General features: G+C 56.1%; 24 protein-coding genes and 1 tRNA gene. 14 read left to right on the top strand and 11 right to left on the bottom strand.

Features of this window, described 5'->3' with window-relative positions; all coding sequences use genetic code 11:
* Positions 1 to 133: 133 nt before the first annotated feature.
* Positions 134 to 220 (bottom strand) — tRNA-Leu (locus IEX96_RS06930).
* A 414-nt stretch (positions 221 to 634) separates the two neighbouring features.
* Here IEX96_RS06930 and IEX96_RS06925 point away from each other — a divergent pair.
* From IEX96_RS06925 to IEX96_RS06910, 4 genes are all read left to right on the top strand, one after another.
* Positions 635 to 865, top strand: a complete 231-nt coding sequence (locus IEX96_RS06925; protein WP_150005359.1) for a DUF7010 family protein — start codon at positions 635 to 637, stop codon at positions 863 to 865.
* 281 nt (positions 866 to 1,146) lie between these two features.
* Positions 1,147 to 1,725 (top strand): YqaA family protein, encoded by a 579-nt coding sequence (locus IEX96_RS06920; RefSeq protein ID WP_150005360.1) that lies wholly within the window; start codon positions 1,147 to 1,149, stop codon positions 1,723 to 1,725.
* 8 nt (positions 1,726 to 1,733) lie between these two features.
* Positions 1,734 to 2,249, top strand: a complete 516-nt coding sequence (locus IEX96_RS06915; protein WP_229773593.1) for a disulfide bond formation protein B — start codon at positions 1,734 to 1,736, stop codon at positions 2,247 to 2,249.
* A 12-nt stretch (positions 2,250 to 2,261) separates the two neighbouring features.
* On the top strand, positions 2,262 to 2,831 hold the full coding sequence (locus IEX96_RS06910; protein ID WP_229773592.1) for a demethoxyubiquinone hydroxylase family protein: 570 nt from the start codon (positions 2,262 to 2,264) through the stop codon (positions 2,829 to 2,831).
* Between the two features lie 37 nt (positions 2,832 to 2,868).
* Here IEX96_RS06910 and IEX96_RS06905 read toward each other — a convergent pair whose 3' ends face one another.
* On the bottom strand, positions 2,869 to 3,435 hold the full coding sequence (locus IEX96_RS06905; protein ID WP_150001549.1) for an HNH endonuclease: 567 nt from the start codon (positions 3,433 to 3,435) through the stop codon (positions 2,869 to 2,871).
* Between the two features lie 162 nt (positions 3,436 to 3,597).
* Entirely contained in the window at positions 3,598 to 4,257 is a 660-nt protein-coding gene (locus tag IEX96_RS06900; RefSeq protein ID WP_229773591.1) for an alpha/beta hydrolase, read from the bottom strand.
* Between the two features lie 88 nt (positions 4,258 to 4,345).
* Between IEX96_RS06900 and gluQRS the strand changes: the two genes are divergently transcribed.
* Positions 4,346 to 5,212 carry a tRNA glutamyl-Q(34) synthetase GluQRS gene (gene gluQRS / locus IEX96_RS06895; RefSeq protein WP_150005361.1) on the top strand — a complete coding sequence of 289 codons (867 nt, stop codon included), beginning with the start codon at positions 4,346 to 4,348 and terminating at the stop codon, positions 5,210 to 5,212.
* Here gluQRS and IEX96_RS06890 read toward each other — a convergent pair.
* The 3 genes from IEX96_RS06890 to IEX96_RS06880 form a co-directional block, all read right to left on the bottom strand.
* Positions 5,209 to 5,601: a DUF1761 domain-containing protein gene (locus tag IEX96_RS06890; RefSeq protein WP_229773590.1), complete on the bottom strand. Its 393-nt coding sequence runs from the start codon at positions 5,599 to 5,601 to the stop codon at positions 5,209 to 5,211. The genes gluQRS and IEX96_RS06890 overlap by 4 nt on opposite strands.
* Positions 5,602 to 5,775: 174 nt before the next feature.
* Positions 5,776 to 6,285 (bottom strand): TonB family protein, encoded by a 510-nt coding sequence (locus tag IEX96_RS06885; RefSeq protein WP_150005363.1) that lies wholly within the window; start codon positions 6,283 to 6,285, stop codon positions 5,776 to 5,778.
* A 322-nt stretch (positions 6,286 to 6,607) separates the two neighbouring features.
* Complete coding sequence (locus IEX96_RS06880) at positions 6,608 to 8,620, bottom strand: ethylmalonyl-CoA mutase (RefSeq protein WP_150005364.1); 2,013 nt, start codon at positions 8,618 to 8,620, stop codon at positions 6,608 to 6,610.
* Between the two features lie 534 nt (positions 8,621 to 9,154).
* Here IEX96_RS06880 and ccrA point away from each other — a divergent pair.
* The 7 genes from ccrA (at position 9,155) to IEX96_RS06845 (ending at position 15,839) form a co-directional block, all read left to right on the top strand.
* Positions 9,155 to 10,465: a crotonyl-CoA carboxylase/reductase gene (ccrA, locus tag IEX96_RS06875; protein ID WP_150005365.1), complete on the top strand. Its 1,311-nt coding sequence runs from the start codon at positions 9,155 to 9,157 to the stop codon at positions 10,463 to 10,465.
* Positions 10,458 to 12,125: an acyl-CoA dehydrogenase family protein gene (locus IEX96_RS06870; RefSeq protein WP_188873678.1), complete on the top strand. Its 1,668-nt coding sequence runs from the start codon at positions 10,458 to 10,460 to the stop codon at positions 12,123 to 12,125. The genes ccrA and IEX96_RS06870 overlap by 8 nt, the downstream gene beginning before the upstream one ends.
* A gap of 152 nt (positions 12,126 to 12,277) precedes the next feature.
* Entirely contained in the window at positions 12,278 to 12,475 is a 198-nt protein-coding gene (locus tag IEX96_RS06865) for a twin transmembrane helix small protein (RefSeq protein WP_149999713.1), read from the top strand.
* A gap of 20 nt (positions 12,476 to 12,495) precedes the next feature.
* The gene (locus IEX96_RS06860; protein WP_150005366.1) at positions 12,496 to 13,071 is read left to right on the top strand and encodes a cob(I)yrinic acid a,c-diamide adenosyltransferase; all 576 of its coding nucleotides are present in this window, start codon (positions 12,496 to 12,498) and stop codon (positions 13,069 to 13,071) included.
* A 150-nt stretch (positions 13,072 to 13,221) separates the two neighbouring features.
* Complete coding sequence (locus IEX96_RS06855; protein ID WP_150005367.1) at positions 13,222 to 13,971, top strand: electron transfer flavoprotein subunit beta/FixA family protein; 750 nt, start codon at positions 13,222 to 13,224, stop codon at positions 13,969 to 13,971.
* Entirely contained in the window at positions 13,968 to 14,897 is a 930-nt protein-coding gene (locus IEX96_RS06850; protein ID WP_150005368.1) for an electron transfer flavoprotein subunit alpha/FixB family protein, read from the top strand. Before IEX96_RS06855 ends, IEX96_RS06850 begins: the two co-directional genes overlap by 4 nt.
* Positions 14,898 to 14,969: 72 nt before the next feature.
* Positions 14,970 to 15,839: a 3-hydroxybutyryl-CoA dehydrogenase gene (locus IEX96_RS06845; protein WP_188873677.1), complete on the top strand. Its 870-nt coding sequence runs from the start codon at positions 14,970 to 14,972 to the stop codon at positions 15,837 to 15,839.
* 96 nt (positions 15,840 to 15,935) lie between these two features.
* Here the strand turns inward: IEX96_RS06845 and IEX96_RS06840 are convergent, their stop codons facing one another.
* The 4 genes from IEX96_RS06840 to argH are packed head-to-tail and all read right to left on the bottom strand — an operon-like array spanning position 15,936 to position 21,353.
* On the bottom strand, positions 15,936 to 18,359 hold the full coding sequence (locus IEX96_RS06840) for a DUF4175 domain-containing protein (RefSeq protein ID WP_188873676.1): 2,424 nt from the start codon (positions 18,357 to 18,359) through the stop codon (positions 15,936 to 15,938).
* Positions 18,360 to 18,412: 53 nt separating this feature from the next.
* Complete coding sequence (gene lysA, locus IEX96_RS06835; RefSeq protein WP_150005371.1) at positions 18,413 to 19,705, bottom strand: diaminopimelate decarboxylase; 1,293 nt, start codon at positions 19,703 to 19,705, stop codon at positions 18,413 to 18,415.
* Positions 19,705 to 19,869, bottom strand: coding sequence for a lipoprotein (locus IEX96_RS06830; protein ID WP_150005372.1), 165 nt, complete (start codon positions 19,867 to 19,869; stop codon positions 19,705 to 19,707). The genes lysA and IEX96_RS06830 overlap by 1 nt, the downstream gene beginning before the upstream one ends.
* The gene (gene argH / locus IEX96_RS06825) at positions 19,866 to 21,353 is read right to left on the bottom strand and encodes an argininosuccinate lyase (protein ID WP_150005373.1); all 1,488 of its coding nucleotides are present in this window, start codon (positions 21,351 to 21,353) and stop codon (positions 19,866 to 19,868) included. Before argH ends, IEX96_RS06830 begins: the two co-directional genes overlap by 4 nt.
* 24 nt (positions 21,354 to 21,377) lie before the next feature.
* Here argH and IEX96_RS06820 point away from each other — a divergent pair, with 24 nt between their 5' ends.
* The gene (locus IEX96_RS06820) at positions 21,378 to 21,992 is read left to right on the top strand and encodes a TlpA family protein disulfide reductase (protein ID WP_150005374.1); all 615 of its coding nucleotides are present in this window, start codon (positions 21,378 to 21,380) and stop codon (positions 21,990 to 21,992) included.
* A 55-nt stretch (positions 21,993 to 22,047) separates the two neighbouring features.
* On the opposite strand, the gene IEX96_RS06815 is transcribed toward IEX96_RS06820, so the two are convergent.
* Positions 22,048 to 22,488, bottom strand: coding sequence for an NUDIX hydrolase (locus IEX96_RS06815; protein WP_150005375.1), 441 nt, complete (start codon positions 22,486 to 22,488; stop codon positions 22,048 to 22,050).
* 62 nt (positions 22,489 to 22,550) lie between these two features.
* Here IEX96_RS06815 and IEX96_RS06810 point away from each other — a divergent pair, with 62 nt between their 5' ends.
* Positions 22,551 to 23,282 carry an SOS response-associated peptidase gene (locus tag IEX96_RS06810; protein WP_150005376.1) on the top strand — a complete coding sequence of 244 codons (732 nt, stop codon included), beginning with the start codon at positions 22,551 to 22,553 and terminating at the stop codon, positions 23,280 to 23,282.
* Positions 23,283 to 23,303 lie beyond the last annotated feature (21 nt).

The following is a 23,303-nucleotide window of genomic DNA, read 5'->3' as shown; positions in this document are numbered from 1 at the left end:
ACTTCATGACTCTTTTTTGGAAAATATTATGGCACGCGCCGTATCTATCGACGCCTATGCCCCCAGACAGATCCTGCGGATATGTTGCTTTGTCAATCAGCCTGGCGCTGCGTGAAGCAAAACATAAAACACTTGGTGCCCCCAGTCGGACTCGAACCGACACTCCCTTGCGAGAACCAGATTTTGAGTCTGGCGCGTCTACCAGTTCCGCCACAGGGGCCCTGTGTGGTCTGCGTTGTGATGGCGCATATTAGGGTTTGTTACGGCCGCGTCAAGAGGGTCTATGACAAACCTGAAAAATAAACATATCTCCACAATCATCCCGCCCATTTACACAGAATGGATCACGATCCAGCCCGCCTTGTGATCATGGCCCTTGTTGGACAAAGCCACGGCGGCCTTTTTAGAATCAGAATTCATATAGGGAACAGGCTGGGTATAAAACCGGAGGACAGAGGGGATATGGCAGCCCAATCGGAACACGATTTAACTCTTTTGGAGCGCGAACTCGAAAAACAGCGTCTCGGTTCCTATGCCGCCTAAAAGGTGGTTTCCCGGTGTTGTTGGCTGGCGCCAGCTATTGGCTTGTGCTTGGCCTTCTGGATGGAAAGAAAGCGGCTATCTATGGTACTGGGTGGCGCTATTTGGTAGCGGCGCGATTTTTCCGCTGGCCCTGCTCTATGCTGCTCTGTTCAAAAATAACTTTCTCAAAGATCGCACGGCGGTAAGCAGCGTTCTGCTTCCCACGTTCATCAGCATGTTGTTGTTCTGGCCCATGGCCATCGCCGCTCTATGGGAAGGTCTGACGATTTTTCCCCTGTTTCTGGCCATAGGCTTGTCCTTGCATTTCCCGGTCATCGGTTGAAGCTATGGGCGCACCGGCGCTTTCAGCCTTCATGCGATCATCCGCGCTGTTGTTGCGTTCCTGATCTGGTGGTTGCTTCCGGAATTCCGCCTGAATCTGTTGCCTCTGGCGGTCGCTCTTCTTTATCTTCTCATGGTGGCGTTTGTTCTTTTCGATTCGGCAAAAGTACGAACCCACCTGACCGCTTCATGACCGACCCTCCCGCTATCTCTTTTTGGCGCATTGCCTTTGCTGTCTGCTGCTGCTAGCCAAGACGCGCCCCTTTAAAGGACTTTAAGCCCATGCTGCGCCGGCTCTATGATTGGACGTTGGAAAAAGCCCGCCACCGCCATGCCGAGCGCTGGCTGGCCTTCATCTCGTTCATAGAAAGCTCTGTCTTTCCCATTCCCCCTGATGTGATGCTGCTACCCATGACTCTGGCAGCAAGAGAAAAGGCCTTTCGCTACGCCTTTATTTGTACAGCAGCCTCCGTTGCCGGAGCCTTAGCGGGATATGGTATCGGCTATTTTCTATGGGATCTGATTGGCCAGCCCCTCATTGCCTTTTATGGCTATGAACACCAGTTCACCTTGTTTCAGGACCGCTTCACTGACTATGGCGGATGGCTGGTCTTTCTGTTCGGGCTGACCTTTTTTCCATTCAAGGTCATCACCCTTGCCAGCGGCGTTGTGGCCTTGAATCCACTGGTGTTTCTGATGGCCGCCACCTTATCCCGCGCCCCCCGCTTTTTCATCGAATGCGCTTTGTTGTGGAAATTCGGTGCCCCCATTCAATCTTTCATCGAAAAGCGCTTCACCCTCTTGGTCAGCCTGTTTGTGATCTTGCTGATGGGTGGTTTTTTTGCGATCAAATATCTATAGGAGCCTCCATGCCAGCCATGCCCTTCATGACCGATCTGATCGCCAAGAGACACCCTGCCACCCTGCCAACTTTATTGGCACTGGCTGCCGCTGCCATGCTGTCGGGGGCATTGTTTTTCGAGCATGGGATGGGCCTTGCACCATGCAAGCTGTGCCACTGGCAGCGCCTGCCATATTATCTGGCCCTTGCCCTTTTTATCCCGCCACTGATTTTTGGCCGGAAAGCCCTTGTGCCGACACTGGCTGCTGCCATGCTGCTATTCGCAACAACGGCCAGCATCGGCGGTTTTCACACCGGTGTGGAGCAAGGCTGGTGGCAAGGACCAAGCACCTGTTCCGGCGGCGGGATTTCCGATGATCCTGCTCTTGCGCTTGAGCAGATCATGAATGCACAATTGGTCCGGTGCGACGAAATCGCCTGGTCTTTTCTAGGGCTTTCTATGGCTGCATGGAATATGATCATCGCACTTGGATTGACCGCTGTGGCGGGTCTTGGCTTGATCGCTGCCCGCAGTACCCCTTGACGGAGCTATCCGATGCCCCATAAGGCAAAACACCCTTCACCAATGCGTCCCCTGCCCGGGGACCGTCCGCACGCCGAAACGGTCGAAGAAATGATCCGTGTGGATCATGCGGGAGAATATGGGGCGGCACGCATCTACGCCGGGCAACTTGCCGTATTGGGCCATCATCACCGTCTGAGCCCCCTTATTCGCCATATGGAGGAACAAGAAGCCCGCCATTTGGCTCGCTTTGATGCCATCCTGACAGAACGACAGGTGCGCCCCTCTTTGTTGTCACCATTCTGGCATGTGGCGGGCTTTGCTCTGGGGGCCGGAACGGCTTTGATGGGCGAACGTGCCTTGATGGCCTGCACCGCCGCCGTCGAGGAAGTGATCGAAGATCATTATGAGCAGCAGCGGACCGCATTGGGTGAAAGCGAGCCAGAACTGGCCGCAACCATTGCTGATTTTCAAGCGGAAGAAGCCGAACACCGGGAAACTGCCATCGCCCATGGAGCAAAAGACACGCCCGGCTATGGATTGCTGGCAAGTGCCATCAAAACCGGCTGCCGCGCCGCTATTGCGCTGGCCAAAAAAATCTGATTGCGCCCGGAAATCGCCACGACAAAGCCGCCCGTGATCAAGGCTCCAATTCGCTATCCCAATAAAGATAATCCCGCCAGCTATCATGCAGGAAATTCGGCGGGAAGCGGCGGCCATTCTCGATCAACTGACGGCTGGTGGGGCGAAAGGCCTTGATCATCGGAAACATATTCGCTTCGTGCGGTGTGCGGCCTCCCTTGCGCAGATTGCATGGTGCGCAGGCCGTGGTCACATTTTCCCATGTGGTTTTGCCGCCATAAGCGCGGGGAACCACATGATCGAAGGTCAGATCATCCCCAATCCCGCAATATTGACATTCAAACCGGTCCCGCAAAAACAGGTTAAAACGCGTAAAAGCCGGCCATGTGGCCGGCTTTACATATTTTCGTAAGGATATCACGGACGGTAAGCGGATCTCGGTGGAAGGTGATTTGATCACCCTGTCATACTCCGAGACAATATTGACCCGATCCAGAAACACCGCTTTCAAGGCCGTTTGCCATCCCCATAAAGACAGCGGGTAATAGCTCAAGGGCCGATAATCAGCATTTAAAACAAGAGCAGGGCAGCTCTCGGGGGAAGGAATAGGTCTTCCATCCAGCATCTTTGACCGCCTCCTTGTTGCCTGCGCCGACCTTGTCCGCTTTTCGTGAAAAACCAGACCAACCGATACGTTCCAAGCCATTCAACAAGATACAGTGTTATTTTTGTATAACAATCCTTCATCTTGCCTCTGTCAATAAAAAGGCGCTTTGATTGGCTTGTTTCAGTCAAGGACGTTTTTCAAAAAATCCGCTGCCTTTTTAAGGCCATCCGGTGCAATGGAATGCTGCGTGTTCTGGCTGACATGCCGGTCAACGGGGACTTTCAATGCCTCCAGCGCGCCATAAGCTTCGAACATCAGCCACACGGGCACCACATCATCGGCAGCCCCATGCACCAGCAAAACAGGAGACGGTGACCCCATTTCATCCATCAAGCTTCCCGGCGCGGCCAAAGAGCCGGAAAAGCCCACAATGCCCGCCAAAGCCTGCGGGCGGCGCAGCCCCACATGCAACGACATCATGGTTCCTTGTGAAAACCCGACCAAGGCAATGCGATTTGCTGGAAGGCCAAAGCGCGCCATCTGTTCATCGATAAAGCGATCCAATGTGCCGGCCGCATTGCGGGTGCCTTCATCACGCTCTTCACGGCTGATGGTGGTCAGGGGAAACCACTGATATCCCTGCGGGGCGCCATTACAAGGCTGCGGCGCATCGGGGGCAATGAAATGTGTTTTGGGCAGCACGGTTTGCAAATGTGGGGCCAGACCGATCAAATCCTGACCATTTGAGCCATAACCATGGGCAAAAATGACAAGACTATCGGGCGTACCACCATTTTGGGGGGCAATCTCGGGGCCGCTAAGCGTGGGGGAAGAGGTCACGGGACAAAAGGCTCCTTTGGACAAAACGAAATTCAGGGTAAAAGACATCTTCACAAAAGCCCATTCTATAAGGACCTGACAAGCCCCAATGCACACGGCCTTCGTTACCCGCTTTGCGCCCAGTCCCACGGGGAAACTGCATTTGGGCCACGCCTTTTCCGCCCTGACCGCCTTTAAGGCCGCGCAAAAAGCAGGAGGGCGCTTTTTATTGCGGATCGAAGATATCGACCAAAGCCGCTGCCGTGATCCTTATATTTCCGGCATTTTTGAAGATCTGGAATGGTTGGGCATCACATGGGAAAGGCCGGTGCGGCGGCAATCAGAGCATTTCAGCGATTATCAAAGCGCCCTTGACCGGCTGAAAAGCATGGGCGTGCTCTATAAATGTATCTGCACCCGGAAAGACATTGCGGCTGAAATCGCCCGCTCCCCCAGCGCCCCCCACGGCCCCGACGGGGCCCATTATCCCGGCACCTGCAAACATCGGCCAGCCACAGAAATCGCACAGGCCATAAGCGATGGTCACCCCTTTGCCCTGCGCCTTGATAGCATGCGAGCAGCAAAACTAATCGCCGCGCACAGCCCCTTAATGTTCACCGACACTGAAGGCTATGTCCATGAAGCGGACCCTTTGGCCTTTGGGGATGTAGTGCTCGCCCGCAAAGACACGCCCACAAGCTATCATCTGGCCGTAACGGTGGATGATGCCTTGCAAGGGATAAGCCATGTCATTCGCGGCGAGGATCTGTTTCACGCCACCCATATCCACCGGACTTTACAAGCGCTTTTGGGCCTGCCCAGCCCCGTTTATCATCACCATAAACTGCTTGTGGATGAAACCGGGCGCAGGCTGGCCAAGCGGGACAAGGCGCAAACCCTTTATAGCCTGCGTCAATCCGGCTGGACGGCGCAGGATGTGCGGGACAAGCTCGATCGCCTGTCCGCAAATTGTTAAACCGCCCCTAGCACCAGACCAATCAGCATGAATTGCAGGCTGTGATAGCCCGCATTGATGCCGAACAATCTCAGGCTTTTTTGCTCGAACAGATAATTGATGCCGAAGGAACTGCCCACCCAGGCAACGCCCGCCGACAAGCCATAAAGCGCGCCGGTGGCCATATCGATGTCAGGGCCCAGAAACATATGGAACACAAAGGCGGCCAATAAAGACAGCAGAAAAGAAATCCCAAACACCTTGGCCATATTGCCACTTTGGATCTGTTCGTCGCTCAAGCCCACTTCTTTTTGCCATGCCTTCCCAAACAGAATGGGGGAATACCATAAACCACCCAATATGAATCCGGATAAAGCAGCCAGGAAAACCGCCAGATAATCGATTTCCATTATTTCCTCCCAAAAAGTTGCCCGACTATGTGCAAAAAAGCGCGTAGGAAAAAAGCCTCTCCGCATCCCGTTCGGATCTTGACGCAATCAGACTATCTGAAGGAAAGGGCTCCGCAAACGAAAAAGGCGCAGCCTATGGCCACGCCTTTTCCAACCAATTTTCGACCCGCGCCTTTAGCTAGCGCCACTGATCAGGCTGATACGCATTTCTCCTGAATCTGCCAATTGATTGTCGGCATCCACATCACCTTCTTTGGCCACCTGCTCCATACGGACAACAGTGTCCAGCATTTTGTTGATACCTCGCTGGGTTTCTGAATATAGAAGATGCACACGTACCTGCGCATAATCCGCACGATAACTGGTCGGCAAGGCAGGAAGCTTTTCTAAATTCTTCCCAAGCTTTCTGCTGCTCCGATCAAAATAGGCATGCCCGCTGGATCGCGCCAATTCCCATCCCAACACCTCGCCATCCCGATTGATCCTCAGATCCACAACCGCATGGGCGTCGGGCAAAGTTAGGCGTTTGGTAATGGTGGGATAATCCATTTTCCAACTGATGAGCTTCGAACACTCGGCTTTCCAATGCGTCAAGTCCAGTGCCTCTCCTGCCTGCGCGGCAGCCCCCAATGTCAGGGCAAGCGCTGCGCCAGCAGTGGATAAAACAAATTTTCTGATGGTCATGGTCGTCACTCCTCGCTTTTGCTGTGTCGTGTAAGAGGCCGCTGTTTTTTTGTGCAGCCTTTATTGTGTTTCAAACCGCTTCAATCGCCAGAAACCAAGGGATTGTTTGCGTTTTGATGAGAAAAGTGTGTGGATTTCACGGGAGGGGGTCAAGGGATCAAACGCACATTTCGCGGTGCAGCATAACGAAAGTGCGCAATTTAAAGTCAGTTTATAAACGTAAATAGGATTTTTTATTGCTGAAAAATAATACGAAAGATTAGGTCTTTCGCCTGCCACACATATCGAACTGTTATATGAAGGCCACTTGATCCGAGTCGCATCAGGTGCTTTCGTCCAAAAGCGTACAAATCTCTTCCATGATGGCTGTCAGCTTAAAATCTTTTGGCGTAAAAACCCGCGCCACACCGGCTTTGGTCAGACGTTTGGCATCTTGCGCAGGGATGATCCCGCCAAGCACCAAAGGAATAGCCTGCATCCCGGCTTTGTGCATACGGTCGATCACGTCCTCCACAAGCACCAGATGCGAACCGGACAGAACCGACAGGCCGATCACATGCACCCCTTCTTCCAGCGCCGTATTCACGATGCGCGCCGGCGTCAGGCGAATACCTTCATAAACCACATCGAATCCACAATCACGCGCTGCAGCGGCGATTTGTTCGGCCCCATTGGAATGGCCATCAAGACCGGGTTTCCCCACCAGAAATTTCGGACGGCGACCCAGTTTTTTTGCCAGATGCTCCACCCGCGCCCTGATTGCCGCCACCGGTTCGCCTGCTGCCTGTACCTCTCCGCCAACACCTGTGGGGGCCCGGAACTCCCCATAGACCTCGCGCAGGGCTGCCGCCCATTCGCCGGTGGTCGCCCCGGCTTTCGCGGCCAGAATGGATGACGGCATGATATTGTCCTGGCTTGCAGCGGCCGCTTTCAAAGCCTCGAGAGCGCGATCCACCGCCTGTTGATCGCGGCTTTCGCGCCATGCGTGAAGATTGGCAATCTGCGCCTTCTCTGCCGACGCATCCACGGTCAGGACAGCACTTTCCGACATGGACACCAGCGGCGATGGCGCACTGTCTTTGTAGATATTCACCCCCACCACTTTTTGGGTGCCTTCTTCAATGGCGCGCAAGCGACGACTGTTAGACTGTACCAAGCGGCGCTTCATATAGCCGTTTTCCACCGCCGCAACGGCACCGCCCATTGCCTCGATCTTCGCCAGTTCCGCCAAGGCACCGGATTTCAGCGTCTCGACCTTTTCCGCCAGCACGGGAGAGCCATCAAACAGATCACCGAATTCCAGAAGGTCGGTTTCATAGGCGAGGATCTGCTGAAGGCGCAAAGACCATTGCTGGTCCCATTCACGGGGCAATCCCATGGCTTCGTTCCAAGCCGGAAGCTGTACGGCACGGGCACGGGCATTTTTCGACAAAACCACCGCCAGTGTTTCCAGCAAGATCCGATACACATTGTTTTCAGGCTGCTGTTCGGTCAGGCCAAGACTGTTGACCTGCACCCCATAACGAAAACGCCGGAAGGTCGGATCTTCCACGCCATAACGCTGCCGGGCGATCTCGTCCCACAATTCAACAAAGGCGCGCATCTTGCACATTTCGGTAACAAAACGGATGCCCGCATTCACAAAAAAGCTGATCCGCCCCACAATCCGCGGAAAATCATCCAGCGCAATGGCCTCGCACTCGCGCACGCAATCAAGAACCGCAATGGCAGTTGCCAAAGCAAAGGCCAGCTCTTCTTCAGGCGTCGCCCCCGCCTCTTGCAAATGATAAGAACAGACATTGGTCGGATTCCATTTGGGCAAATGCGCCGCACAATGGACCACCACATCGCGGATCAGCCGTAAGGATGGTTCCGGCGGAAAGATATAGGTGCCGCGCGACAGATATTCCTTGATGATGTCATTTTGGACCGTGCCTTGCAGCATGGCGCTATCCACACCGCGCTCTTGAGCCAAAGCAATATAAAGCGCCAACAACCACGGAGCCGTGGCATTGATGGTCATGGAGGTATTCATTTTCTCAAGCGGAATATCCGCGAACAGCGCCCGCATATCGCCCAGATGCGAGATGGGGACCCCCACCTTTCCCACTTCACCCCGCGCCAAAGGATGATCGGCATCATAGCCGGTTTGGGTGGGCAGATCGAATGCCACCGACAGCCCCGTCTGGCCACGCTTCAAATTGGTCCGGTATAAGGCATTGGAAGCCGTGGCCGAGCTGTGCCCGGAATAGGTGCGCATCAGCCACGGCCTTGGCGCTTTGGTTGTTTTGGGAGACGCGGCAGGTCCATTCGCTTTGCTTTCTTTCTCAACCATCGCCTTTACATCTCCAATATGTCTTTCGAACGAACCTTCTGGACAGAAAATGTCGTCGCCTTTCTCATCCAAGTCTAGTCTTTTTTGTGCGCCGCACAAGTCGAACCACCAAATCAAAAAGTAAAATGGACTTACAGTTGTATTTTCTATAATTTGTCAACTTATAACCGTCAGTATTTGCGGGGGGACGCATCTCTAGTCGGCAGAGCGAACCGTCTTTCCAAAAGACTGTAAAATGCTTCATGCCGGATAGGGCTGGTGGTTCGGCGGGCTCCTCCCCTCTCGACCCGTTGATCCACCGGTCCGACTATCTCCGCGTGCAACGACCAGACATTGTCCATTTTTAAACGTCCCGTCTGCTTATTTTGAAAGCCTCGCCAAAAAAGACGTATGAATAATGCACATGTTCGGACTATTTTTTTCATATATTTCAACAAACCTGCTTCTTTTGATAGAAATAAGCTATTGTGCAGTGCAATAGTTTTCTGTCAGTCTGGCACATATGCGCCACAAACGACGTTTTGGGAGAGCACGATGCCGGCACAGCCAACAGCCTTGAGCCCCACAGAAACGACAGAGAAACCTGCTGGGCCGCCCTTGAAAGATCTTTATGATGTGGGCGAGATCCCCCCTTTGGGCCATGTCCCGAAAAAAATGCATGCCTGGGCCATCAGGCGCGACCGCCATGGACCACCCCAATCCGCCATGCTGGAAGAGGTGGTGGACACCCCTGATATCGATTCCGATGAAGTGCTGGTTCTGGTGATGGCTGCCGGGGTCAATTATAATGGTGTGTGGGCTGCCTTGGGCACCCCCATCTCCCCCTTTGATGTGCATAAGGCCGATTATCATATCGCCGGGTCCGATGCGGCAGGCATCGTCTATAAAGTGGGCCGGCGGGTAACCCGCTTCAAAGTGGGCGATGAAGTGGTCGTGCATTGCAATCAAGACGATGGCGACGATGAAGAATGTAATGGCGGTGATCCCATGTTTTCATCCAGCCAACGCATTTGGGGCTATGAAACGCCCGATGGGTCTTTTGCCCAGTTCGCTCGCGTGCAAGCCCGCCAGTTGATGCCGCGCCCCAAGCATCTCACATGGGAAGAAAGCGCGTGCTACACACTGACATTGGCCACGGCTTACCGCATGCTGTTCGGCCATCGCCCCCATATCCTGCGCCCCGGTGACAATGTTCTGGTGTGGGGGGCTTCGGGCGGGCTTGGCTCCATGGCCATCCAGTTGATCGCCACGGCCGGAGCCAATGCCATTGGCGTGATTTCCGACGATACAAAGCGCGAATTCGTTTTGTCTTTGGGTGCCAAGGGCGTGATCAACCGCCGTGAATTCGATTGCTGGGGCCCCTTGCCACCGGTTCAGGATGTGGAAACCTATAGCGCCTATATGAAGCGGGTGCGGGCTTTTGGCAAAGCCATCTGGACAATCACCGGCAAGGGCAATGATGTGGATGTGGTGTTCGAACATCCGGGCGAACAAACCTTCCCGGTATCGTGCTTTGTGGTGAAACGTGGCGGCATGGTGGTGTTCTGCGCGGGCACCACCGGCTTTAATCTGAGCTTTGATGCACGGTTTGTGTGGATGCGCCAAAAGCGTATCCAAGGCAGCCATTTCGCCAATCTCAAACAGGCCAGCAAAGCCAATCGGCTGGTGATCGAACGGCGTATCGATCCTTGTATGTCCGAGGTATTCGGCTGGGCAGACATTCCCCGAGCCCATGAGAAAATGCGGGCCAACAAGCACAAGCCGGGCAATATGGCGGTGCTTGTATCGGCCCGCCATCCCGGTCTGCGTACCTATGAAGATGCTGTAGAGGCAGGCAATGTCTGATCCTTTGATTGCCGAACACTCCGACGATCTGATTGATCTTGCGGATCTGGAAAAAGCGGTTGCCCGCGCACAAGCCTTGGTGGCGGCCCTGACAAAGGCTGTGGCGGCGGATATATGCCGCAATGGCCAGGCCGACCGGGCCTTGCTGGAAAAGCACCAAACCAAGGCCCATGGCCTTGCCTGGTATGCCACCTATGCGGAAACCTTGAAGGAGTCCCTTGGCTGGGCCCGCACCTTGGAAAAGACGGGGCAGCTATCCAGAACGGAAAAGCTGATCTTGGCCATTGGTTGCGGCGAATATCTGTCGCAAATGGCTGGCGGTATTCCCATGAGCCAAACAGAGATCGTCCGCCCCGGCAGTGTGGGCGCAAGCCCTGAGGATTTTCAGGCATTTATGGCAGAGCCGGTGGTGCGTCTGATCACTATGGGCAACACCGAAGACAATCGCCGGGCGCTGGCAAATCAGCTGGAGCACGGCCAGTTCGGGCAAACCGGGCTTGATGAAACGCTGGAAATGGTGCGCGACAGCTTCCGCCGCTTTGCAAATGATCACAAAGACGCCGCCCATAGCTGGCATCTCAAAGACCAACTGATCCCCATCGAAGTCATCTCCGCATTAGCGGACATGGGGGTGTTTGGGCTGACCATCCCCGAACAATATGGCGGCGCGGGCATGGGCAAAGCGGCCATGTGCGTTGTGTCGGAGGAATTGAGCCGGGGCTATATCGGCCTTGGGTCTTTGGGAACCCGCAGCGAAATCGCCGCCGAACTGATCCTCTCCGGCGGCACCAACGCGCAAAAACAATACTGGCTTCCGAAATTGGCCAGCGGCGAGATTTTGCCCACCGCCGTATTCACCGAACCCAATACCGGATCGGATCTGGGATCACTTTCCACCCGCGCCGTGAAAGACGGCGACCTCTATCGCATCACCGGCAACAAAACATGGATCACCCATGCCGCCCGCGCCGATCTGATGACCATGCTGGTGCGCACGGACCCCGATCAGCCCGGCTATAAGGGCTTATCCATGCTGCTGGCGGAAAAGCCGCGCGGCAGTGATGCCGATCCCTTCCCCGCCAATGGCATGACCGGCGGAGAAATCGAGGTTCTAGGCTATCGCGGCATGAAAGAATATGAACTGGGCTTTGATGGCTTTGCTGTGGATGCCGATAATCTGCTGGGCGGCGTTGAAGGTCAGGGCTTCAAGCAATTGATGGCCACCTTTGAAAGTGCGCGTATTCAAACGGCGGCACGGGCCATTGGCGTGGCCCAGTCGGCGCTGGATATGGGGCTGGCCTATGCCCATGAACGCCAGCAATTCGGCAAACCCATTGCGGCCTTCCCCCGCGTTTATGGCAAGCTGGCAATGATGGCCGCCGAAATCATGATGGTCCGCCAATTGAGCTATTATGCCGCCGAACAAAAAGACAGCGGCAAGCGCTGCGATCTGGAAGCCGGCATGGCCAAGCTGCTGGCTGCCCGCATCGCCTGGGCATCGGCGGACAATGCGGTGCAGATCCATGGCGGCAATGGCTATGCCACCGAATATCCCGTCAGCCGGGTTTTAGTGGATGCCCGTATTCTCAATGTGTTTGAAGGGGCCGCCGAAATTCAAGCCAATGTGATCGCCACGCGTTTGTTGGAAGCGGCTGGCTAGTCTAGCCTGTCGGCTGGTCGATCTTTGATATGTCTGCCGTCACATTTTGTCGCGGCAAGAAAAAGAATGAGCTTTTAGAAAGCAAACGCCTTAGGCTTCGCCCTTAAATCTTCTAAAAGGCTCATTTCTTCACACGGAAAGTACAGACACCCATGTCTTCGACCCTGCTTCTTTTGATCCCGATTTTCATGGTAGCCGCCCTTGGAGCGGTTTTGCTTGGCGTGCTCAATATGGCCCGTCAGGGAAAAGCCAGCCAACAGCGCTCCAACAAGCTGATGCAGTGGCGGGTATTGCTTCAATTTATCGCTGTTATTTTGATGGGCTTGCTGTTCTATTTGGCAGCGAACTAAAGCAGTGTGAACGAGGTTTCATGGTCAAGCTGACAAAAATCTACACGCGTGGCGGCGATGGTGGCGATACCTCGCTGGTAGATGGCAGTCGGGTGCGCAAATATAACGCCCGCATTGACGCTTATGGCACCGTTGATGAAGCCAATGCGGTGATCGGCCTTGTGCGGCTTCATACCCGCGGCGCGCTGGATGACATGCTGGCCCGTATTCAAAATGATTTGTTCGATCTGGGGGCAGACCTTGCAACCCCTGAACTGGACCCCGATGCAGAAAAAAATGCCCTGCGCATCACCGATGACCAGGTGGCGCGGCTGGAGCGGGAAATCGATGCGCTCAATGCCGATCTTTCTCCCTTGAAAAGCTTCATTTTGCCAGGTGGAACAGCGGCTTCGGCGCATCTGCATCTGGCGCGTACTGTGGTCCGCCGCGCCGAACGGCTTATGGTTCTGGCCGCCGAAAATACCCCCGTCAACGGGGCGGCCATCCGCTATGCCAACCGGTTAAGCGATCATTTGTTTGTTTTATCGCGGATTACCAACGATCATGGCGCCGGAGATATTTTGTGGAAACCCGGTGCAACACGGGGCGATAGCTAGATCATGTATGATCCTGTTACATTGACTCACGCGCAGGCTTGACCTATGTCTCATCGCCCAACATTCGCCATTTTTTTGGAGGGGCATATCCTGTGTTCTCCGAAGGAATATGAAAAGATATGACGGTAAGCCAAGGAGCTGTTTTCCATCATGAAGGTGCTGGTCCCTGTTAAACGGGTCGTTGATTACAATGTCAAAGTGCGGGTGAAGTCCGATCAGTCGGGCGTCGAACTCGCCAATGTCAAAATGTCAATGAACCCCTTCGACGAAATCGCAGTTGAAGAGGCGATCCGTCTCAAGGAAGCCGGGAAGGTCGATGAAATCGTCATCGTCTCCATCGGCCCCAAACAAGCGCAGGAAACCATCCGCACAGCCCTTGCCATGGGTGCGGACCGGGGCATTCTGGTTGAGCATGATGGTCCCACCGAGCCTTTGGCCGTTGCCAAATGCCTGAAAGCCATTGTGGATACGGAAGAGCCCGGCCTTGTGGTGTTGGGCAAGCAGGCCATTGATGACGATTCCAATCAGACGGGGCAGATGCTGGCGCAGCTTCTTGGCTGGTCGCAAGGCACCTTCGCCTCGAAAGTGGTGCTGGAAGACGGGGCGGCCATTGTCACCCGTGAAGTGGATGGCGGCCTTGAAACCATCAAGATCACCATGCCTGCCATCATCACCACCGATTTGCGCCTCAATGAGCCGCGCTATGCCTCTTTGCCCAATATCATGAAGGCCAAGCGCAAGCCCATCGACATGAAGACCCCCGATGATTTCGGCGCCGATATGACCCCGCGTCTCAAAACGCTGAAAGTGGAAGAACCACCCAAACGCGAAGCGGGCATCAAGGTGGAAAGCGTTGCCGAACTGGTGGGCAAATTGCGGGAAAAAGGAGTGATCAAATGACAGCCCTTGTTCTTGCCGAACATGATAACAGCACGCTCAATGATGCCACCTTGTCCACCGTGACAGCGGCGAAGGCTCTTGATGATGTGCATATTCTGGTTGCCGGCCATAATGCGGCAAGTGTGGCCCAAGCCGCTGCCAAGATCGATGGCGTGACCAAGGTTTTGCATGCGGATGCCCCGCATTATGAACACAGAACCGCTGAAGCGCTGTCGGCTTTGCTCATCGGGCTTGCCGATGGCTATGACAGCCTGCTGGCACCGGCCACCACCATGGGCAAGAATGTGATGCCTCGTGTGGCGGCCGCACTGGATGTGGCACAGCTTTCCGACATCATCGCGGTGGAAAACGCCACCACCTTCAAACGCCCGATCTATGCGGGCAATGCCATTGCCACCGTGGAAACATCGGACAGCAAAAAGGTCATTACCGTTCGCGGGACGGCCTTTGAAAAAGCCGGGGCCGAAGGCGGTTCGGCTTCGGTGGAAACAGTGGAAGCCCCTGCCGATCCCGGACTTACGGAATTTGTCGGGCAGGAATTGTCGAAATCCGACCGTCCCGAACTGACCAGTGCCAATATCATCGTCTCCGGTGGACGCGGCATGGGATCGGGCGAGAATTTCGCTCTCATTGAAAAAGTCGCTGATAAATTGGGGGCCGCCATTGGCGCCAGCCGCGCCGCTGTGGATGCGGGCTTCGTTCCCAATGATTATCAAGTGGGCCAAACCGGAAAAATCGTTGCCCCTGAACTTTATGTGGCTGTGGGCATTTCCGGCGCGATCCAGCATCTTGCCGGTATGAAAGACAGCAAGATCATCGTCGCCATCAACAAAGATGAAGAGGCGCCGATCTTCCAAGTGGCCGATTACGGCCTTGTGGCAGATCTGTTTGAAGCGCTTCCGGCTTTGGAAAAAGAACTGTCTTGACGACCATCAATTATAACGCCCCGCGGACACCGGTTCCGGGGCGTTTTGTTTTTAACAGGAACGGATGTAGCAATGCGTAAGGTGGGTGTGATCGGCGCAGGCCAAATGGGCAACGGGATTGCTCATGTGATCGCCTTGGGCGGTCATGATGTGATTCTGGCGGATATTTCCAAAGAGCGCGCTATCGAGGCTTTGGGCATTATCCGCCATAATATGGAACGGCAGGTCAATCGGGGATTGACCACCCAAAGCGCTATGGATGAAGCCATAGGTCGCATCACCGCCACAGACAAACTCTCGGATATGAGTGACGTCGATCTGGCAATCGAAGCGGCCACAGAAAAAGAAAATGTCAAAGTCGGCATTTTCAAGGAACTGTGCGAATCGCTGAAGCCTGAAGCCCTGCTTGCCACCAATACCTCATCCATTTCCATCACGCGCCTAGCCGCTTCCACGGATCGACCGGAAAAATTCATCGGCATGCATTTCATGAACCCGGTGCCGGTTATGAAATTGGTGGAAGTGATCCGAGGCATTGCCACCTCGGAAGAAACCTACAAAATTGCCTGCCAGTTCATTTCGGATCTGGGCAAAGATGTGGCCATTGCCGAAGATTTCCCTGCCTTTATCGTCAACCGCATCCTGCTGCCGATGATCAATGAAGCGATCTACACCCTTTATGAAGGCGTGGGATCGGTGGAAGCCATCGACAAAGCCATGCGGTTGGGGGCAAATCACCCCATGGGGCCTTTACAATTGGCGGATTTCATTGGCCTTGATACCTGTCTGTCCATCATGCAGGTGCTTTATGAAGGCTTGGCCGATACCAAATATCGCCCCTGCCCCTTGCTGGTGAAATATGTGGAAGCCGGCTGGATTGGCCGCAAGGCCGGGCGTGGCTTTTACGATTATAGCGGCGACGAACCCATCCCCACGCGCTAAATCCTCCCACGGGGCTCCAACATCACCTCCTGCAAAGCGCCGTTCATGCGGCGCTTTTCGCTATTTGTGGACCGTTTCTTATCCTTGCGTGCTGGCTTAAAAGCGGCGTAACAAGCGGCGCAGATATTGCCGTTCCTCGTCGCTGAGATCGGGATTGCTGATGCGCTGGCGCAACTCTTCCAGAATGCGTTCCACCTGTCGGGCATCCAAGATGTCGGGCAGTTCAAAGCCCCGCGTGTTCATGCCCGGTTGAGGCCGCCCCAAGGGATCAAGGCCATTGCCCGATGGCATTTGCTGCATGGCCTGCTCCAGCATCTGTTCCAAGGCCCCTTTTGCCTCGTCCAGAGCACGCACAGCCTCGGCCTGTCCACGAATGGCTCCCGGCCCCGATTGTTCGGACAAGGCCCGGCCCGCATCTTCCATGGCCTGCATGGCTTGCTCCAGCCCGCCGGGAGCTTCCATGCCGCCGTCCCCCAACCCTTGCAGGATGTCGTTCAAGCGCTGGCCGAGGCCCTGTTGTTGCACCCCCAATGAATCAAAGCCCCCTTGCGGCTGTCCATTTTTCTCCCGCAGGCGGTTGACCAATGTCTGGCGGCTGGTTTGGTTCAAAAGCGTGCGCTGGTCTTCGCTCAAGCCTTCCAGAGCCTCGGCGGCACGGCTGGCGGCCATCATCCGCTCATAATCTTCGGCGGTCATGCTGTTGGCGCTGGCATTTTCCATAATGTCGCGTAGTTGATCCAGCATGGCCTTGGCCGCGTCCATCTCGCCCGCGGCGGCCAGATCACGCATCTGCCGGATCATCTGTTGCAGCATATCCGACCCCACCACCTGCATGCGCTGGGTGCCATCGGTGCGCATGGGGGCGGTTTCGCTTTGCTGGCGGGCCATTTGCGACAGGAACTGCTGCATCATCGCTTCAAGAGCTGCCGTTGCCTGATCCAGGCTGTCCTCGCCGCCCTCTAGCGCCTCTTCAAATTGATCCAAAGCATCGCGCAAGGATCGGGTGGCCAGCGACATCTGCCCATCTTCCAAACGCAAAGCGGTTTCCCACAGGATTTCCCCCACTTCTGCAACGGCTTTCCGCGACGAATCGCTGTTCATGCGCCAATAGGCACTTCGCAAGGCGGCAAATACCGTAAGATCGCCGTCATAGGCATCAAGATCCCGCGACACCCGGTCGATACGGTCCGTTTCCTTTGAGGCTCTGGCGGGCGAAACCAGCATATCTTTACGGATCGCCACCAATTCCTTTGCCACGGGATGGCTGAACACCCGTTCAGGCAAGCGAAACACCAGCGCATCGCTTTTCCCTGTCTGCCCGGCCGCATCGGTGGCGGACAACACCGCCGTCACCAAGCGCCCTGCGAAAGGATGCGCGGTCAGATCCTCATAAACGACCAAAGAGGCCGCCTCACCGCGTGTTTGCGCCCCACGCAAGGCAATTTCCAAGCGATCATCACCGGGCGTGCCGGAAGCCTGCGCCCCTTCTGGCAAGGGCACAAGGGTGAGACTGGCATCTGTCACGCCATAATCATCATTCACCACATAAGTTAGCCGCATGGCTTGCCGGCGGCTTTGGGTAGGCGTGGCGGCAAAACTGATGCTCGGCGGTTGATCCGGGACAAGAGCCAAAGGCCAGAGTGCGCGGCTGCGGCCACCTTGGCGAATTTCCAACATCGAAAGATCCGGATCAGACAGTGCAAACTCAAGACGATGATCCACCGTTCCGACCGTATCAAACGGAATTTCATCCTCTCCCGCCAATAAGACAGGGGCTTGGCGCCCGCCATTGAGCCGCACCACCAGCATCGAGCCCACCGGCGCGGACAATGGGGCGGCGGCCTCGTCATGACCCTTGGTGGCGGCCATGGGGCCATGTAAAACAATGGGGCTTTTGCCGGTATAATCGGGCGGGGTCAGCCAGGCATCCAGCACCACCGTGCGCGGCGCATCCCCGAAGGGCGGCTGCAAGGCCTGAAAAAGCCGCCGCCCGGCATCCGGCCCCGCATAAAGCGCACCAATAAACAAAGCCAGCAAAACAATCGCCCGCAAAGCGCGGGGATCTTCATAAACCAGCGTCAAACGCGGGGCCTTGACCGGCAGATCCTGAGCCATCGCCGCCATATGGTCACGGTGCCTGCGCCACAGCACAGACGCCCCCGCAGCCATGGCCGGAGCATCAAAAACCGCATCAATGGGTCGATGGCGGGCGCCACCGCTTTCTTCCAAACGACGCCGTGCATCGGCATCACCGGGCCATATGGCCCGACGCAAGCGGTGCCATAGCAGCCCCGCCCCGCCAAGCACCACAAACACGAACACCGCCAAATGAACAAAGGCCGGAGCCTGTTCCCATATCCCCAAAAGCGCCAGCGCAAAATACGCCCCGACAATCGCCCCAACGGGCCAGGCCGCACGCCACACCGTTTCCAGAACCAACCAGCCACGCACCACAAACAGGCGCCGGGCCAAACGGGCTCGGATCTGTTTATGCCTATCCAAAGGGCTGCGTTTGTTCATTCAATCCTCATGCCACATGGTGTTCTTGTATATCGGCAGCCGGGGCGGGGGCATCAAGCCTTGTCGGTCTTGCTATCCATATCCAGCCACGGGGCCACGCGGTCCAGCACCAAAAGATCCTCTACCTCCACGCGCGGCCGGATCACCGCATATTCATGGCCATTCACTAGCACTTCGGGCACAAGGGGGCGGCTATTATAGCTTGATGCCATCACAGCACCATAAGCCCCTGCCGACCGCATCACCACCAAATCACCCGCCTTCACCGCTGTCGTTTCACGACCTTTGGCAAAGCTGTCGCCGGTTTCGCATACCGGACCGACAAAATCCGCCAGCATTGTCGGTGCATCAAAGGCCGCTTCCATAACAGGCGCAATGGCATGATAGGCATCATACATGGCCGGGCGCAAAAGATCATTCATCGCCGCATCCAGGATCACGAAGCGCCGCGCCTCGCCTTCTTTTACATAAATCACTTTCGACAACAAAACCCCGGCATTGCCTGCAATCAGGCGGCCCGGTTCGGTGATGATCTGGCACCCAAGGCCGGATGCCACCTCTTTCACCATCAGCCCATAATCCTTTGGTGAAGGCGGGGCTGGCTGATCTGGCTCATAGGGAATGCCAAGGCCGCCGCCCAGATCCAATCGATCGATTTTATGGCCATCGGCACGCAAAGCCGCCACCAGTTCCGCCACCCGGTCGAACGCCGCGCGAAACGGCCCCAAATCGGTCAGCTGCGAGCCGATATGCACATCGATCCCGACAATATCGATACCGGGAAGGCTGCGGGCATGGGCATAGGCTTCACGGGCGCGATCCCATGCAATGCCGAACTTGTTTTCCGCCCGGCCCGTAGAGATTTTGGCATGGGTTTTGGCATCCACATCGGGATTGATCCGCAAGGCAACGGGCGCACGCTGCCTCAAAGACACCGCCATCTGTGACAGTGCGTCCAATTCCGGTTCCGATTCCACATTGAACTGATGGATGCCAACCCTGAGAGCCATGGCCATTTCATCAGCGGTTTTGCCCACGCCGGAAAATACGATCCGTTGCGGAGGAATCCCCGCCTTTAAAGCGCGGGTCAATTCACCACCGCTGACCACATCGGCCCCGCAGCCCAAACGCGCCAAGGTGGCCAGAACCGACAGGTTGGAATTGGCCTTTACCGCAAAGCAGGTCAGGTGGTCGGTGCCCGAAAGCGCATCATCGAACACCCGGAAATGGCGTTCCAAAGTGGCGGCGGAATAAACATAAACCGGCGTGCCTACCTCTTTGGCAATGCGGGACAAGGCCACATCTTCCGCATGAAGCTGGCCTTCATGATATTGAAAATGATCCATCAGAGCCGCTCTGGCCCATCCGCATCACGCGGCGGAATTTTGCGGAAATCTTCAATCCGTGGATCTTCGGTTTTCCCATCGGGCGGCACAATATCGCCGCGCCGTCCACAAGCGGACAGCCCCATCACCGCGATCATCAAACCAAGTGTCAAAAAACGGCTCATGCGCTGTGCTCCGCCTTGGGATTCTTTGCCGTCAAAGCCTGCCGCGCCGTTTTGATGGCCTGCCTTACCTGTTCGGGTGCCGTACCACCAAAGCTGGTGCGCGATGCAGCCGATGCTTCCACACTCAGCACACTAAACACATCCTCGGTGATCCGCGCATCGATGGCCTGCATGTCCGCGAGGCTCAGATCTTCAAGGGCGGTTCCGCGATCTTCCGCAAGTTTCACAATGCGGCCCGTTACATGATGCGCATCACGGAACGGCAAATTCGCCCCGCGCACCAGCCAATCGGCCAGATCGGTGGCGGTGGAATAGCCCGCGCCCGCCGCAGCGGCCATCTTGGCCGCATCCACACGCAAATCCTGTACCATGCCGGTCATGGCGGCCAGCGACAAAGTATAGGCCTCGACCGCATCGAACACCGGCTCTTTGTCTTCTTGCATATCTTTGGAATAGGCCAGTGGCAGCCCCTTCATCACCATCAGCAGCGTTTGATAGGCGCCATTCACCCGCCCCAATTTTGCGCGCACCAGTTCTGCGGCATCCGGATTGCGCTTTTGCGGCATGATGGACGAGCCGGTGGAAAAGCTGTCGGACAAGCGCACAAATCCGAATCCGGCGCTGGTCCACACCACCAGTTCTTCCGCCAAGCGGCTGAGATGCATCGCTGCCAGATTGAGGGCCGCCATGAATTCCAACGCAAAATCCCGATCCGACACCGCATCCAATGAATTGGCCGTTGGCCGATCAAAACCCAAAGCCGCCGCTGTCATATGCCGGTCGATGGGGAAAGACGTTCCCGCCAGCGCCGCCGACCCCAAGGGACTTTCATTCAGGCGCGCCCGGCAATCCGCAAGGCGGCCTCTGTCCCGGCGGGTCATTTCATAATAGGCCATCAGATGGTGCCCAAAGGTCACCGGCTGGGCGGTTTGCAAATGGGTAAAGCCGGGCATCAAGCTGTCGGCATGTTCGTCGGCACGATCCAGCAAAGCCTGTTGGAAAGCCTGCAAGTCCGCATCCAGCCGGTCGATGGCCGCGCGGGTCCATAATTTGAAATCCGTCGCCACCTGATCATTGCGCGAGCGCGCCGTATGCAACCGCCCTGCCGCATCACCGATCAGATCGCGCAGCCGCGATTCCACATGCATGTGGATATCTTCCAAAGCCGGATCAAAGGCCATCTCGCCGCGTGCGATTTCCTCTTCCACCTGATCCAGTCCGCCAAGAATGGCCTCACCATCTGCAGCGGTCAAAATACCCGTTGCCACCAGCATGCGGCAATGCGCCTTGGAACCGGCAATGTCATGGCGGAACAGCACATGGTCTATATCAATGGAGGCATTGATATTTTTCATGATGTCCGAAGGGCCGCCAGCAAATCGCCCGCCCCAGAGTTCATTGGATGACGCGGAAGATTCTACCGGATTTGAAACAGTGCTCCCGCTTTGCCGGGACGCGCTTTTTTTGCTAGGGTCATGGGACATAGGTAATTTTTACGATCGGTTGTTATGAACAAACAGATGGTATTGGCCGCCGCCGCACTTGCAAGCATCGGCCTTATTGCGTGGGCAGCATATGAAATGCTGAGCCCCGGCGAAAGCTCTCAGACGAGTCAAAATGAAGTTTCTCGGCAAACCGCCGGCCTGAACGCCGCCTTGGCGCAAGGCGCAATGGCCACATTCGAGCTGACCGAAGGGCGGCCAAGCCTTCCTTTGGACATGCAAATCCAAGGGCCGGATGGGGCCATGACCTTGGGCGATTTGCGCGGTCAGGTGCTGTTGATCAATCTTTGGGCGGAATGGTGCGCCCCCTGTATCGAGGAAATGCCCACCTTGGCGGCATTGGAAGCGGATATGGGCAGCGCCGACTTTCGGGTGGTGCCCATTTCCATCGACCGCAGCCCGGTGGCGCAGGCGCAAACCGTTTTGGAAAAATTCAAAGCCGCCAATCTGACCACCTTGGCGGATCCCAGCATGCGATTGATGGGTGATTTGGGCATTATCGGCCTGCCCGCCACCTTATTGGTAGACCGCGAAGGCCGGGAAATCGGGCGGCTTGTCGGCCCCGCCGATTGGAACAGCCCGGATGCCAAAGCCTTGGTAAAAGCCGCCTTGGCATCCTGATCGCCCGAACAGGTTCAAAGGGTTTTGGGCAACTGAAATACTGAAGGCGGCGCGATCAAAGATCCCCCAATCGCGCTGCCCCCAACAAGATGATCCGCCGGGTTTCCGACCAAAGCGGCACATCATCAAGATCATCCAACGCCACCCATTGCGCCTTGCGGGCATCGCTGGCCGCTTTGGGCTCCCCTGCTGTCCAGCGCGCCAGATAATCCACAAGCGTATAATGATGGCGGATAGCGTGGCTTTCATCGGGCTCGATATAATCGACCACATCCAACAGGCCTATGATGTCCGCATGAACGCCGGTTTCTTCCAAAACCTCCCGCGAGGCCGCGGCGCTGGCGGTTTCCCCCAAATCCTGCGCTCCGCCGGGCAGGCTCCATTCGCCAATCTTCGGGGGCTTTGACCTTTGGATCAAAAGCACCGATGCCCCCTTGAAGACAACGGCCCCCACCCCGATGATAGGGCGCGTGGGATAATGGCGGCTCTGGCTCATTTCAACACCTTTGTTCCATGCTCTCGTGATCCGGTTCATGTGGCTTTATAAAGGACAAATCTATGTGTGGACGTTTTGTCCTGAGTTCTCCATTGGAGGCCGTGGCCCGCACATTCGATCTGGACCCGCCCAAAAGCAATTTCCCGCCACGGTATAATATTGCGCCCACCCAAGCCATTGCCGTTGTTCGCCGGGCCGACGAGGACAGCGGAACCGGTGCCCCCATAGGAACGCGGGAACTGATCCCCATGCGCTGGGGTCTGGTGCCATTCTGGATGAAAGAGCTGCCCAAAAGCCGCCCCTTGATCAATGCGCGGTTGGAAACGGCCGCACTAAAACCCAGCTTTCGCGCCAGTTGGCGGCATCGACGCTGCCTTGTGCCGTTCGATGGCTGGTATGAATGGATGGCGGCGCGCGGCGGGAAAGGCAAACAGCCCTATTTCATCCATCCCGCCAATCCGCAGCAATGCCCCTTGGCCTTTGCGGGCCTGTGGGAGCGCTGGTATGGCCCTGATGGTGGAAGCTGGCTGGAAACGGTGGCCATCCTGACCATGCCTGCGCCTTCTTCCCTGTCACATCTGCATCACCGGATGCCCGTTGTGCTGAACCGCAGCTATCATGACATATGGCTGGGAGACGGCGTGGAACGCGCCCCAAAAGATATCCCGCGCAATGCCTTGGTTTCCTTTGCGGATTATGAAGCCTATCCCGTTTCCGACCGTGTCAACCGGGTGTCATATGACGCGGCTGATCTTGTCGTCCCCCTTGCTGGCCATCAGCCAAGGCTGTTCTAAAAGGGCCCTTCGATCCTTTTC

Source organism: Iodidimonas muriae, from assembly GCF_014647255.1.
Lineage (GTDB): Bacteria > Pseudomonadota > Alphaproteobacteria > Sphingomonadales > Rhodothalassiaceae > Iodidimonas > Iodidimonas muriae.
This window is presented reverse-complemented; position numbering and strand designations above follow the sequence as displayed.